The organism is Paracoccus tibetensis, from assembly GCF_900102505.1.
Taxonomy (GTDB): Bacteria; Pseudomonadota; Alphaproteobacteria; order Rhodobacterales; family Rhodobacteraceae; genus Paracoccus; species Paracoccus tibetensis.
The window spans coordinates 63680-77209 of record NZ_FMVT01000009.1; the positions used below are offsets into that span (position 1 = coordinate 63680).

12 protein-coding genes are annotated in these 13530 nt (G+C 71.2%); 8 read left to right on the forward strand and 4 right to left on the reverse strand.

Annotated features, from left to right (window positions below; genetic code table 11):
• Positions 1 to 161: 161 nt before the first annotated feature.
• A complete protein-coding gene (locus BLP73_RS13350) occupies positions 162 to 1031 on the reverse strand; it encodes a branched-chain amino acid aminotransferase (protein WP_090745508.1) in 870 nt (289 codons plus the stop codon).
• A 141-nt stretch (positions 1032 to 1172) separates the two neighbouring features.
• On the opposite strand from BLP73_RS13350, the gene BLP73_RS13355 reads away from it, so the two are divergent.
• Genes BLP73_RS13355 through BLP73_RS13375 form a run of 5 tightly spaced genes read left to right on the forward strand, consistent with a single transcriptional unit; the run spans position 1173 to position 8104 of the window.
• Positions 1173 to 1691, forward strand: coding sequence for a MarR family winged helix-turn-helix transcriptional regulator (locus BLP73_RS13355; protein WP_245686672.1), 519 nt, complete (start codon positions 1173 to 1175; stop codon positions 1689 to 1691).
• A gap of 6 nt (positions 1692 to 1697) precedes the next feature.
• Positions 1698 to 2405 (forward strand): response regulator, encoded by a 708-nt coding sequence (locus BLP73_RS13360; protein WP_090745511.1) that lies wholly within the window; start codon positions 1698 to 1700, stop codon positions 2403 to 2405.
• Positions 2406 to 2434: 29 nt separating this feature from the next.
• On the forward strand, positions 2435 to 3274 hold the full coding sequence (locus BLP73_RS13365) for a uracil-DNA glycosylase (RefSeq protein ID WP_090745514.1): 840 nt from the start codon (positions 2435 to 2437) through the stop codon (positions 3272 to 3274).
• A gap of 56 nt (positions 3275 to 3330) precedes the next feature.
• Positions 3331 to 4743 carry an efflux RND transporter periplasmic adaptor subunit gene (locus tag BLP73_RS13370; RefSeq protein ID WP_175453361.1) on the forward strand — a complete coding sequence of 471 codons (1413 nt, stop codon included), beginning with the start codon at positions 3331 to 3333 and terminating at the stop codon, positions 4741 to 4743.
• Positions 4736 to 8104 (forward strand): efflux RND transporter permease subunit, encoded by a 3369-nt coding sequence (locus BLP73_RS13375; protein WP_090745519.1) that lies wholly within the window; start codon positions 4736 to 4738, stop codon positions 8102 to 8104. Before BLP73_RS13370 ends, BLP73_RS13375 begins: the two co-directional genes overlap by 8 nt.
• Here the strand turns inward: BLP73_RS13375 and BLP73_RS13380 are convergent.
• The gene (locus tag BLP73_RS13380) at positions 8101 to 8868 is read right to left on the reverse strand and encodes a protein-disulfide reductase DsbD domain-containing protein (RefSeq protein WP_090745522.1); all 768 of its coding nucleotides are present in this window, start codon (positions 8866 to 8868) and stop codon (positions 8101 to 8103) included. The genes BLP73_RS13375 and BLP73_RS13380 overlap by 4 nt on opposite strands.
• Before the next feature lie 103 nt (positions 8869 to 8971).
• Here BLP73_RS13380 and BLP73_RS13385 point away from each other — a divergent pair, with 103 nt between their 5' ends.
• Positions 8972 to 9562 (forward strand): YqgE/AlgH family protein, encoded by a 591-nt coding sequence (locus BLP73_RS13385; protein WP_090745525.1) that lies wholly within the window; start codon positions 8972 to 8974, stop codon positions 9560 to 9562.
• An 80-nt stretch (positions 9563 to 9642) separates the two neighbouring features.
• Here the strand turns inward: BLP73_RS13385 and map are convergent, their stop codons facing one another.
• Positions 9643 to 10458, reverse strand: a complete 816-nt coding sequence (map, locus tag BLP73_RS13390; protein WP_425415693.1) for a type I methionyl aminopeptidase — start codon at positions 10456 to 10458, stop codon at positions 9643 to 9645.
• An 84-nt stretch (positions 10459 to 10542) separates the two neighbouring features.
• On the opposite strand from map, the gene BLP73_RS13395 reads away from it, so the two are divergent.
• Positions 10543 to 11283, forward strand: coding sequence for a competence/damage-inducible protein A (locus BLP73_RS13395; protein ID WP_090745530.1), 741 nt, complete (start codon positions 10543 to 10545; stop codon positions 11281 to 11283).
• Positions 11280 to 11996, forward strand: coding sequence for a GNAT family N-acetyltransferase (locus BLP73_RS13400; protein WP_090745532.1), 717 nt, complete (start codon positions 11280 to 11282; stop codon positions 11994 to 11996). The genes BLP73_RS13395 and BLP73_RS13400 overlap by 4 nt, the downstream gene beginning before the upstream one ends.
• Here BLP73_RS13400 and BLP73_RS13405 read toward each other — a convergent pair.
• Complete coding sequence (locus tag BLP73_RS13405) at positions 11993 to 12847, reverse strand: tryptophan 2,3-dioxygenase (protein WP_245686673.1); 855 nt, start codon at positions 12845 to 12847, stop codon at positions 11993 to 11995. The two genes, BLP73_RS13400 and BLP73_RS13405, sit on opposite strands and share 4 nt — an antisense overlap.
• Positions 12848 to 13530: the final 683 nt, after the last annotated feature.

The window sequence follows — 13530 nt, forward strand, 5'->3', positions numbered from 1 at the left end:
GGCGATAGGCTCTTTCGAGCCGTTCCACGGCAGCTCTTGAGGCGACGAGCAGCGGCCTGATCATCGCAGAGACACGTGCCTGCTGCCAAACGTCTTCACTCGGACTGCATGTGCTGCCCGCAAGCGCCGCCGCGGATGAGAGCGGCGGCGGCGCAGGTGGATCAGGCGCGCACCAGCGCCTCGTAGTCGGCGGCGACCTGCCGCGTGATTTGGCCGACCTGGAAGTGCCAGTCGCCGATCTGGCCCACGGGCGTCACCTCGGCGGCGGTGCCGGTCAGCCAGCACTCGCTGAAACCCTCCAACTCGTCGGGCAGGATGCGGCGCTCGTGGACGGTGAAGCCCTTGTCCTTGAGCATCTCGATCACGGTCTGGCGGGTGATGCCGTTCAGGAAGCGGTCGGCCAGCGGCGTGTGGATTTCCCCGTCCTTGACGAAGAAGATATTGGCGCCGGTGGCCTCGGCGACGTAGCCCTCCCAGTCCATGAACAGCGCGTCCGAGCAGCCCTTGGCCTCGGCCGCGTGCTTGGACATGGTGCAGATCATGTAGAGGCCGGCGGCCTTGGCGGCAGTCGGGATGGTCTCGGGCGAGGGGCGCTTCCACTTGGCGACGTCCAGCTTCGCGCCCTGCCACTTGGCATCGCCGTAATAGCTGCCCCATTCCCAGGCACAGACGGCCATCCGCACCGGGTTCCGCGAGGCCGACACGCCCATGTCCGGTCCCGAGCCGCGCCAGGCGACCACGCGGACATAGGCGTTCTCGAAGCCGTTGGCCTTTAGGACCTCTTCCTTGGCGGCGTCGATCTCTTCGGCAGAATAGGGGATCGGCATGTCCAGGAGGCGGCCCGACTCGATCAGGCGCAGCGAATGCTCGTGGCTCTTGAAGATCTTGCCGTCATAGCAGCGCTCGCCCTCGAAGACCGAGCTGGCGTAATGCAGCGCGTGGCTCAGCACATGCACCTTCGCGTCGCGCCACTCGACCAGTTCGCCGTCCATCCAGATCTTGCCGTCGCGATCGTCGTAAGCCGCCGTCATCTTGTTCTCCGTCCGCCGCCCCTTTTGCGATTCTTGCGTTCTGCGAGGCAGGATTGGCAATTTGTTACGCAAGCTCTTGACGGCTAGCAATCGAAGCGTAGAAAGTCAACAACGCTGCCATATGACGCGAAAGGGCTGGAAATGCAGGAAAAGGCGCGGATCCAGACGATGGTGGGCGAGGATCTGCTGTTCCTGACGGACGACCAGCTGCGGCGCGGGATCGAGGCGATGTTCTTCGCCTACCGCGCCTTCACCGCCGATCCCGACATGATCCTGGGCGAGATGGACTATGGCCGCGCCCATCACCGCGCGCTGCATTTCATCAACCGCGAGCCGGGGCTGACTGTCACGGCGCTGCTGGCGGTGCTGGGCGTCACGAAGCAGTCTCTGAACCGCGTGCTGCGGACGCTGATCGAGGACGGGCTGGTGGAAAGCCGCATCGGCCGGCGCGACCGGCGCGAGCGGCAGCTGCACCTGACGCAGCAGGGCACCGCGCTGGAGCGGCGCCTGTCCGAGGCGCAGCGGGCGCGGATGCGAGCCGCCTATCGCAAGGCAGGGCCGCAGGCGGTCAGCGGCTTCCGCCAGGTGCTGGAGGCGATGATGGACCCCGAGACGCGGGCGCAGTATCAGGCCATGAAGGAACTGCCCGAGGATCGCTGAGACCCCATGACCACGCCGGACGCCCATATCCTGATCGTCGATGACGACGAACGCATCCGGTCCCTGCTGGGGCGCTTCCTGCGCAAGAGCGGCTACATGGTCAGCATGGCGCGCGACGCCGCGCAGGCCCGGCGGTTGTTGGCGGGGCTAGAGTTCGACCTGATCGTGCTGGACGTGATGATGCCGGGCGAGGACGGGCTGTCGCTGACGCGGGACCTGCGCAAGCGGCTGGACACGCCGATCCTGCTGCTGACGGCCAAGGGCGAGATCGAGGACCGGATCAGCGGGCTCGAAAGCGGCGCGGACGACTATCTGCCCAAGCCCTTCGAGCCGCGCGAGCTGCTGCTGCGCATCGCCGCGATCCTGCGCCGCGTGCCGGCGCTGGAAGTCGCGCAGCCGAAGTTCCTGACGCTCGGCGCGCTGCGCTATGACACCGAAAAGGGCGAGCTGTGGAACGGCGACGCCCCCCTGCGCCTGACCGGCACCGAGCAGGCTCTGCTGCGGCGCCTGGCCGCCAGCCGGGGCCACGCGGTCAGCCGCGCCGAGCTGATCGACGACCTGGGTCGCGGCGGGCAGGGCGAGGAGGCCGAGAACAGCGAGCGCGCCATCGACGTGCAGATCACGCGCCTGCGCCGCAAAATCGAGGCGGACCCGCGCGAGCCGCGCTTCCTGCAGACCGTCCGCGGCACCGGCTACATGCTGGTGGTGGACTAGGGGCGGGCCGCGGCCTAGCCTCTGCCCGCATGGACGGATCGCCCACATATCGCGAAGACGAGCTGGACGCCGAGGTCGCGCTGGCCCTGCTGGAATGGCAGCTCGAGATGGGCGTCGACGTGCCCGTGCTCGACGCGCCGTTGGACCGGTTCGAGCTGCCCGCCCGGCTCGATCCGCCGGCGCCGGCGGCCGCGCCCGCGCCGATGGCGGCGCCCGTGGCCGCCGCCGCTGCCATGCCCGCCGCCGCGGATGATCTGTCCGCTCGTATCGCCGAAGCCGAGGCCCTTGCCGCGGCCGCAGGCAGCCTCGAGGCGCTGGCCGCGGCGCAGGAGGCTTTCGACGGGATCGAGCTGAAGAAGGGCGCCCGCCGCTTCTGCTGCGCCGACGGCCGGCCCGGCGCCCGCGTGCTGATCCTCGGCGACGCGCCGGGCGATGACGAGGACAGCCAGGGCCGTCCCTTCGTCGGGCGCGCCGGGCAGATGCTGGACAAGATGTTTGCCGCGATCGGCCTTGCGCGCGATTCGGTTGATGCCGAGCGCGCGCTCTACATCACGAACACGCTTTGCTGGCGTCCGCCCGGCAATCGCGACCCCTCGGCCGATGAAATTGCCGTGAGCCTGCCCTTCCTGCGCCGCCAGATCGAGCTTGCCGGCCCCGATCTGATCGTGCTGATGGGCAATGCCGCCTGCCAGGCGGGCATCGGCCAGCAGGGCATCATGCGCCTGCGCGGCCAGTGGGTGCAGGCCTTCGGGCGCCCGGCGCTGCCGATGATGCCCCCGAGCTACCTGCTGGCGAACCCGCCCGCCAAGCGCGAGGCATGGGGCGACCTGTTGTCGCTGGCGGAACGGCTGGAAGCGCTTTCCGTTTAGCCTTCGGTTCCGCATCATGCGCCAGACCGGAACAACGGACAGGTGGACCTGCCTCCATGCGCTTTCTCACCCGCAGCCTCGCCGGGCTGTTCCTGACATTCCTGACCTTCGGCCTGCTGTTTCTGGCCGTCTTCCAGCTGTGGCAGGCGGTCGAGCAGCGGCGCGCGGGCGGGGGTCCGGCCCGTGCCCCGGCCGAGCAGGTCTATTCGGCGCGCCTGCTGACTGTCGAGCCCGGCGAGGTGCAGCCCCTGATGCGCGTCTTCGGCACGATCCAGTCGCGTCGCCAGCTCGAGCTGCGGGCCGGGGCGGCGGGGCAGATCGTCTATCTCGACGAGGCGATGTTCGAGGGCGGCACGGTCTCGGCGGGCCAGGTGCTGGTGCGGATCGACCCCTCGGCCGCGCAGGCGGCGCTGGAAAGCCGCGAGGCCGAGCGGGCCGATGCCGAGGGCACGCTGGCCGACGCCCGGCGCAGCGTCACCATCGCCGCCGCTGACCTGGCCGCCGCCGAGCGTCAGTTCGAGCTGCGCGAGGCCGCCGCCACGCGCCAGAGGGACCTCAGCGGCCGCGGCCTAGGCACCAGCACCGAGCGCGAGGCGACGGAACTGGCCGCCTCGACAGCCGAGCAGGCCGTCATCTCGCGGCGTGCGGCTTTGGCCGATGCCGAAAGCGCCATCACCGCCGCCGAAAACGCGCTGCGCCGCGCCGACATTGCCTTGGCCGAGGCGCGCCGGGCGCTGGCCGATACCGAGATCCGCGCCGGCTTCGACGGCCGGGTGACCGCGGTCTCGGCCGTCGAGGGCGGGCTGGTCAGCCTGAACGAGCAGCTCGCCAGCATCATCGATCCGACGGCGCTTGAGGTGCAGATCCCGCTGTCGCTGGACCAGTTCGCCCGGCTCGTTGCCGGCGGCCGGCAGATCCAGGGCACGCCGGTGACGGTGGTGCTGGACGGCACCTCCGGCCGGCTCTCGGCCGAGGCGGTGCTGGACCGCGCCGCCGCCTCGGTCGCCGAGGGCGGCAGCGGCCGCATCGTCTTCGCCCGCGTGACCGAGGGGCCTGAGGCGCTGCGCCCGGGCGACTTCGTGCGCGCCGAGATCGCCGAGCCGGTGCTGGCCGATGCCGCGCTGATCCCCTCGGCCGCGGTCGGCGGCGATGGCGCGGTGCTGGTCGTGGACGAGGATGACCGCCTTCTCGCGCAGCCGGTCGAGGTGCTGCGGCGGCAGGGCGACGACGTGGTGATCGCGGTTCCCGCGGCGCTCGCCGGGGCGCGCATCGTGGCCGAGCGGGCGCCGCAACTGGGCACCGGCATCCGCGTGCGGGACGCGGCCGAGGGCGAACCTGCCGCCGGCGCCGCACCCAGCGGGCCGCCCGGCACCGACGCCTCGGCCCGGCGCGGGGGGACAGCCTCGGACGGGGCGGCGGGGCCCGCACCGGCGGCGCAGCAGGCGCAGCGCGAGGCCGGTCGTGGCTGAGGGTCCGGCGCCGGGCCGGGGCATCCTGTCGCTGTTCGTGCGCCACCGGACGCTGGCGAACCTTGTCCTGCTGGTGATGGTGGTGGCGGGGCTCTATGCCGCGCCGAAGCTGCGCGCGCAGTTCTTCCCCGACAGCGTCGTGCAGGAAATCGACGTCAACGTCCGGTGGGACGGGGCGGGCGCCGATGACGTGGACCAGTCCGTCGTGGCGGTGCTGGAGCCGGCGCTGATGGGGGTCGAGGGCGTCGCGCTGACCACCTCGCAGGCGACGCAGGGCTCGGCCCGCGTGCGGATGGAGTTCGAGCCGGGCTGGGACATGTCCCGCGCCATGTCCGAGGTCGAGGCCGCCATCGCCGGCGCCGGCGACCTGCCCGAGGGGACCGAAGACCCGCAGATCAGCCGCCGCGCCTGGCGCGACCGGGTCGCGGACGTGGTGATCGCCGGCCCGGTCGGGCTGGACCAGCTGGGCCGGATCGCGGACGATCTGTCGAACCGACTCTATGCCCGCGGGGTGACGCGGCTGACCGTGACGGGACTGACCGCGCCCGAGACGCTGGTCGAGCTGCGCATGACCGATCTCGTCCGCCACGACGTCACGATGGAGGAGGTGGCCAGCGTCATCGCCGCGGCCGCCGCCGCCACCCCTGCGGGCGATGTCGCCTCGGGCGCGGCGCGGGTGCGCACGGGCGCCGAGACGCGCAGCCCCGCGGCCGTCGCCGCGCTGGTGCTGAAGGCGCTGCCGGACGGCTCGCAGCTGACCGTCGGCGACGTGGCCGAGGTCCGCGGCTCGGGCATCGACCGCGAGACGGCCTATTTCGTCGCCGGCAACCCCGCCGTCATGGTGGGGGTCGAGCGCAGCGCCTCGGGCGACGCGATCGGCATGCAGCGCGACGTCGAGGCGGTGGTGGCCGAGATGGCCTCCGCGCTGCCCGCCGGCGTCGAGATGGAACTGGTCCGCGCCCGGGCCGAGCAGATCTCGGCCCGGCTGACGCTGCTTCTGGACAACGCGCTTCTGGGCCTCGGGCTGGTGCTGGGGCTGCTGTTCCTGTTCCTCAATGCCCGCACCGCGATCTGGGTCGCGGCGGGCATCCCGGCGGCGCTGCTGGCCGCCGTCGCGCTAATGTATGCCTTCGGCATGACGATCAACATGATCTCGCTGTTCGCGCTGATCCTGACGCTCGGGATCATCGTGGACGATGCGATCGTCGTGGGCGAGCATGCCGACTACCGCCACCGCAAGCTGGGCGAGCCGCCCAAGGTCGCGGCCGAGCGGGCGGCGCAGCGGATGAGCGCGCCGGTCATCTCGTCCACGCTGACGACGGTCATCGCCTTTGCCGGCCTCGTGATGATCGGCGGGCGCTTCGGCACGATGGTGGGCGACATCCCCTGGACGGTGATCCTGGTGCTGGCCGCCTCGCTGGTCGAGTGTTTCCTCGTGCTGCCGAACCACATGGCCCATGCGCTGGCGAACTCGGCCAAGGTTCGCTGGTATGACCGCCCCTCGCAATTCGTGAACCACTGGCTCGACCGCTTCGTGCTGCACGTGATCCGGCCGGTGACGCGGGCGCTGCTGGCCTTCCGCTACCCTGCCATCGCGCTGACGGTGGTGGGCCTGTCGTGGTCGGTGGCGACTCTGGCGACGGGCACCGTGCCCTGGCGCTTCTTCGACGCGCCCGAGCAGGGCAGCGTGACCGGCAACTTCGCGATGCTGCCGGGCGCGAGTCGCGAGGACACGCTGCGCGTCATGAACGGCGTGCAGGCGGCCGTGGACCGCGTCGCCGCGGAATACGAGGCGGAATACGGCATCAACCCGATCGTGCATTCCATGACCATCCTCGGCGGCAATTCCGGCCGCCCCCTGCCGGGCGCCGAGACGAAGGAGCCGGACCTCCTGGGCGCAGTGCAGATCGAGCTGATCGACCCCGACTACCGCCCCTATTCCAGCTTCGAGCTGGTCGCCGCGCTCCAGGACGCCATGCCGACCGACCCGCGGCTCGAGACGATCAGCTTCCGCGGCTTCCGCTCGGGGCCGGGGGGCGACGCGATCTCGGTCCGCATGACCGGCGCGGATGCGGCGACGCTGAAGGAGGCGGCCGAGGCGCTGAAGCTGCGGCTGGCCGCCTTCCCCGAAGTCTCGGCGCTGGAAGACAGCATGGACTACGACAAGGACGAGCTGGCGCTGAACCTGACCGCGCAGGGCGAGGCGCTCGGCTTCACCACGCAGGGCCTCGCGCGCGAGCTGCGCCAGCGGCTCGGCGGGATCGAGGCGGCGACCTTCCCTGTCGGCACCCGCACCGGCGCGATCACGGTCGAGCTGCCCGAGGACGAGCGGCGCGGCGATTTCCTGGACCGGATGGTGATGCGGACGGCCTCGGGGCAGTGGGTGCCGCTGGCCGACATCGTGACGGTGGACACTGCGGCAGGCTTCTCCGTCGTGCGGCGCGAGAATGGCGAGCGGATGATCTCGGTCACCGGGGACATCGCCGACGACGATCCGGCCCGCGCGGCCGAGATCACGCAGATCCTGCAGGCCGAGCTGATGCCGCAGATCGCGGCCGAGTTCGGCATCAACTACGACGTGACCGGCCTCGCCGAGCAGGAGCAAGAGTTCCTGGGCGACGCGCTGTCCGGTTTCGCGCTGGCGCTGGTCGGGATCTACATGGTGCTGGCCTGGATCTTCGCCAGCTGGACGCGGCCCCTGGTGGTGATGTCGGTCATTCCCTTCGGCCTCATCGGCGCGGTCTGGGGGCACCATGTCTGGCAGTTGCCGATGACCATGTTCTCGATCGTCGGGCTGATCGGCATGTCGGGGATCATCATCAACGACTCGATCGTGCTGATCTCGACCATCGACGAATACGCCAAGGACCGGGGGCTGCGCCCCGCCATCATGGACGCGGTCGCCGACCGGTTCCGCCCGGTGCTGCTGACCACGGCAACGACGGTCCTGGGCCTCGCGCCGCTGCTCTACGAGCGGTCCTCGCAGGCGCTGTTCCTCAAGCCGACGGTGGTGACGCTGGCCTATGGCCTTGCCTTCGGGATGATCGTCGTTCTGCTGGTGGTGCCTGCGGTGCTGGCAATCGGCGCCGATATCGGCCGGGCGCGGCAGGGCTTCCGCCGCGGCCTCGGCGCGCGGCGGATCGGCGGCGGGGTGCGCGCGGCCTCGATCGCGGCGGCGCTGGCCTTCGCGGTGACGCTGCTGCCGGTCACGGTTCTGCCCGCGCTTGGCGTGGCGCTGCCCGGCTGGTGGCCGCTGAGCAGCATCAGCGGCGCCTTGGGCGCCTATGTCCTGGCGCTGCTGGGGATCGCGGTGGCGGCGGGGCTGGTGCTGACCCGGCGCGGCGGAGCGGCCCGCGCCTAGAGGCGGCAGCCGGTCGTCTCGACCGCGCCGCCCGCGCCGATGGCGGTCAGGCGCAGGTGGCCGGGGTCCAGCGGGAAGGGCGCGGCCTCGGGGCCGACCAGCTCGGCGCTGGCCTCTGCCCCGGCGATCTGCGCGCCCGAGATCCACAGATCGTCCCGGCTGGTCACCTCCAGCGCGGCCAGCTCGGCCGGCCTGGGCAGGGCGACCGTGATGCGCAGCCCGTCCGCGATCTCCTCGATCCGGCAGGCGGGCTGGTCGGCCAGCGGCTCGGGCGCAGCGGCCAGCGCGTTGAGGATGCGCGCGTCCCGCGTCGCCGTCGCGCCCGGCGCGGTCAGGTCCAGATGGGCGGGCACGCAAATGTTCTCGCACAGGCCGAGATCGGCCTGCATGGACAGCGCGATGGGCTTGCCGGGGTCCGCAGGCAGGGCGGTGAAGGGCAGGACCAGCCGGTCGTGATAGCCCAGCTCGGCCACGCCCCCCGACTGGATCGCCTCGGGCGCGGGCCAGTGGAAGGTCACCTCGCCGAGGTTGCGCGAGCCCTCCCACGCGAAGCTGGGCGGCAGGCCGCTGTCGCCGGGGCTGCGCCAATAGGTCTTCCAGCCGGGCTCCAGCACCAGCTCCAGCGCGGCGATGCGGCTGCCGTCCTCGGCCGTCCAGCCGGGCAGCAGCCGCGCCGATTGCAGCCCAAGCGGCAGCGGCTCGGGTTCGGCGGCGGGAGCGGCGACTGGCGTCAGCGCGATCAGAACTGCAAGAAATCGGGTCATCGCCGAGACATAGCGCGCCAGCGGCGGTGGCGGGAGTCACAAATCCGCGCAACGCTTGCAACCCGTGCCGGGGGTTCCGATGTTGAGGATCGAAGGAGAGATCATGACCCAAGATCACGCAGCGCCCGATGCGGGCAACCTCACCGGAAAGATCCTGATCGCGATGCCCGGCATGGCCGATCCGCGCTTCGATCGCTCGGTGCTGCTTATCTGCGCCCATTCCGAGGATGGTGCGATGGGACTGGTGATCAACCGACCCCTGCCCGAGATCGGCTTTGCCGACCTTCTGGAGCAGCTGGGCATCGAGGCCGATGACAGCGCCCGCCGGATCGAGGTCCGCTTTGGCGGCCCGGTCGAGCCGGGGCGCGGCTTCGTGCTGCACAAGGTGCCCGAGCATGGCGACGACCCCGAGGGTCGGCTGCGGATCGGCCGGGCGCTGGCGATGACGACCACCCGCGACATCCTGGAGGACCTGGCCCATGGCGAGGGGCCGGAATCGGCGGTGCTGGCGCTTGGTTACGCGGGATGGGGACCGGGCCAGCTGGAGACCGAGATGCTGGCGAATGGCTGGCTGACGGGCGAGGGCGCCGAGGAACTGATCTTCGACGCCTCGCACGAGGACAAGTGGGGCCGCGCCCTGCGCGCGCAGGGCATCAACCCCTCGATGCTGTCTGCCGCCGCCGGCCGCGCCTGAGTTGCGTCCCGCGGGGGGTCCGGGGGGCTTCGCGCCCCCCGGACCCCCCGCGGGATATCTCTGCACAGAAGATGAGGTGATCAGCCGAGGTCGGGGAAGAACCTGTCCGACGGGGTGAAGATCTCGCAGCCGTCGGCGGTGACACCGATCGAGTGCTCGAACTGGGCGGAGAGGGACTTGTCGCGCGTGACGGCGGTCCAGTCGTCGGCGAGCACCTTCGTCTCGGGGCGGCCGAGATTCACCATCGGCTCAATGGTGAAGAACATGCCTTCTTCCAGCACAGGGCCTTTGCCAGGACGGCCGAAATGCAGGACGTTCGGCGGCGCGTGGAACTGTTTTCCGATGCCGTGGCCGCAGAAGTCGCGGACGATCGACATGCGGTGGTTTTCCGCATGGGTCTGGATCGCGTGGCCGATGTCGCCGAAGGTGGCGCCGGGGCGGACCGCCTCGATCCCCTTCATCAGCGCGTCATGGGTGACCTGGAGGAGGCGCTGCGCCTTGATGGGGGCGCGGCCGGCGACATACATGCGGCTGGTGTCGCCGAACCAGCCTTCCACGATCACCGTCACGTCGATGTTCAGGATGTCGCCATTGGCCAGCAGCTTGTCGCCCGGAATGCCGTGGCAGACGACGTGGTTCACGCTGATGCAGCTGGCATGCTGGTAGCCGCGATAGCCGATGGTGGCCGAGGTGACGCCCAGCTCCTCGATCCGGCTGCGGATGAAGTCGTCCAGCGCGCCGGTGGTGACGCCCGGCTCGACCAGCGCGCCGACCTCGTCCAGGATCTGCGCGGCGACGCGGCCGGCCCGGCGCATGCCGTCGAAATCCGCGCTCGGGTGGATGCGGATACCCTCGCGGGTGGTGCGGATGTCGTCCATGGCCGGTCCTTTCGTCATCGTGGATAGATAGACGCCTTGCCGCACTTGTTCCAGTCCCGCGCGCGGGCATAGAAGGATCGTGCAACAGCCAGAGGGCCCGCCATGCAGTCCGACAATCCCACAGCCGCCATCCTGGTCATCGGGGACGAGATCCTGTCCGGCCGCACGCGCGAGGGCAACGCCCATCACCTGGCGCAGGTCCTCAGCGCGACCGGCTTCGACCTGCGCGAGATCCGCGTGGTGTCGGACGACCATGACCGCATCGTGGCGGCGATCCGGGCGTTGGATGGCAGCCTCGGAGGAGATTACGACCTGCTGTTCACCTCGGGCGGGATCGGGCCGACGCATGACGACATCACCGCCGACGCGGTGGCGGACGCCCATGGCACCACGGTCGAGATCCATCCCGAGGCGCGCGCCCTGCTGGAGGCCCGCTGCGCGCGGATGGGCGTGCCGCTGACCGAGAACCGCCTGCGCATGGCGCGCATCCCGGTCGGCGCCACGCTGATCGACAACGCGGTCTCGGCCGCGCCGGGCTTTTCCATCGGCCGGACGCATGTGATGGCCGGCGTGCCCGAGGTGTTCCGCGCGATGGTGGACTGGCTGCTGCCGCGGCTCGGGGCGGGGCGGCCGGTGCAGTCGCTCTCGGTCGAGGTGCGGCGCGGGGAGAGCGACGTGGCCGAGGATCTGAAGGCGGTGGCGGGGGAATATGCCGACCTGTCGCTCGGCTCCTATCCGTTCCACGACCAGAGCGGGTGGGGCACGAACCTTGTCGTGCGGGGCCTCGACGAGGCGCGCGTGGCCGAGGCGATGGATGCCTTGAAGGCGCGGCTGAAGCTGTGATCGACGCGGCCCTGGCCGAGGCCTTCGAGGCCAGCTGGCCGGCGGCCGAGACGGCGCGCGCGGGCGGGTTCCTTGTCGGGCGAGGCCTTGGGGCCGGCGGACGGGTCAGCTCGGCGCGCGTCGCGGGGGCGTGGGCCGAGGCGGACATCGCCGCGGCCGAGGCGGTTCATGAAGGCTGGGGCCAGCGGGCGGTGTTCCGGGTCTGCGACACGGATGCGGCGCTGATCCGGGTGCTGGCGGCGCGGGGCTATGCGCCCGAGATCCCGACGCTGGTGCTGGAGGCCGAGGCCCGGGCGCTGGCCGAGCCGCCGCTGCCGGTGATGCGCTGCTTCGCGGTCTGGCCGCCCTTGGCGGTCCAGCGGCAGATCTGGGCCGAGGGCAACATCACACCGGCGCGGCAGGCGGTGATGGCGCGGGTGGCGCTGCCGAAGGCGGCGATCCTCGCGCGGATCGCGGACCGGGCGGCAGGTGCGGGCTTCGTCGCGGCCTTGCGCGAAGTGGCGATGCTGCATGGCATCGAGGTGGTGCCGGCCTTCCGCCGCAAGGGCGTCGGCGCCTGGATCGTGCGGCAGGCGGCGGAATGGGCGGACGGGCAAGGTGCATCCCGGCTGGCGCTGGCGGTCAGCCGCGCCAATGCCGGGGCGCTGGCGCTGTATGACCGCCTCGGCTTCCGCGAGGCGGGAAGCTACGCCTACTATGCGCGGCCTGCCTAGAGGTCCGAGCGCAGGTCCCACAGGTCGGGGAACAAGACGACGTCGAGCATCCGGCGCAGGTAGCTGACGCCCGAGGTGCCGCCGGAGCCGCGCTTGAAGCCGATCACCCGCTCGACCGTGGTGACGTGGTTGAAGCGCCAGCGGCGGAAGTAGTCCTCGAAATCGACCAGCTTCTCGGCCAGCTCGTACAGCTCCCAGTGCTGCTGCGGGTCGCGGTAGACCTCGGCCCAGGCCGCGCGGGCCTTGGCGTCGGGCTGGTGCGGCACGTCGAGGCGGGCGCGGGGCGGGACGTCGAAGCCGGCCGTGGCGAGCCGGGCCAGCACCTCGTCGTAGAGCGAGGGGCGCGCGGCCTCGTCCCTCAGCGGGCCCGCCAGGTCGGCGCGGTGGGCGTGGGGGCCGAGCATCGCCATGTTGCGGTTGCCGGCGACGAACTCGATCATGCGATACTGGAAGGACTGGAAGCCGCTGCTTTCGGCCAGCGCGGGGCGGAAGAGCTGGTACTCGCTTGGGGTCATCGTCCGCAGCACGTCCCAAGCCGAGTTGAGCTGCTCCATGATCCGGGCGACGCGGGCCAGCATCTTGAAGGCCGGGCGCAGATCGCCCGCGGCGATGTGGCGGCGGGCGGCGGCCAGCTCGTGCAGGGCCAGCTTCATCCACAGCTCGCTGGTCTGGTGCTGGATGATGAAGAGCAGCTCGTCATGCGCCTGCGACAGCGGGTGCTGGGCCGTCAGGATTGCGTCGAGGCCGAGATAGTCGCCATAGGACATGCGCCCGTCGAAGGACATGCGCGCGCCCTCGGCGGCGGGGTCATAGGCGGGAAGCGCGTCCGAGGTCATGGCTGGCGGTCCCATTCGCTGCGGATGGCGCGGGCGATCATCTCGGGCGCCTCGGGGGCAAGGCCGATAGGGTCGAGGCGCGGGCCGTCGAAGCCGGCCTCGTCCAGCGCCTCGGGCAGGTCGTCGAGCACATGCTCGGCGCGCAGGGCGAAAAGGGGCAGGCTGATGGCGCGGGAGAGGCCCAAGGCGGAGTCCTTGATGAAGGGCGTCTGCTCGACATAGCCGGTGACGACGCGGGCGAAATGGGGGGCGAGCGTGGCGGCCAGCGCCTCGGTGATGGTGAAGCTAGCCTGGCTGCGCTGCGAGCCGTGCGCGGTCAGCAGCAGCGTCACCTCTTCGGGCGCCCATCCCTGCTGCTTGGCCGCCTGGTGCGCCTTGGCGATGATGAGGTCCGGCAGGCCCGGATCGGCGCCGAAGGGGCGGGTGATATGGGCGCCGGGCGCGCCGGCCTCGGTCAGGCGGCGGGGCAGCTCGATGCCGGTGAACCAACCCTCGGCCATGAACATCGGGTAGACGAGGCTGCGCGAGGTGGTGGCAGCTTGAAGGGCGCCGGGCATGGCGAGGGTGGCGCCGCGGACGGTGAGGCCGGGCAGGTGGCGGGCGACCTCGGCCGCAAGGGCCTCGATGGCCTGCTGCTGGGGCTCGGGATCGCCGGGCTGGCCGTGCGAGACGATGACGGCGGCGTCATGGCCCTCGGC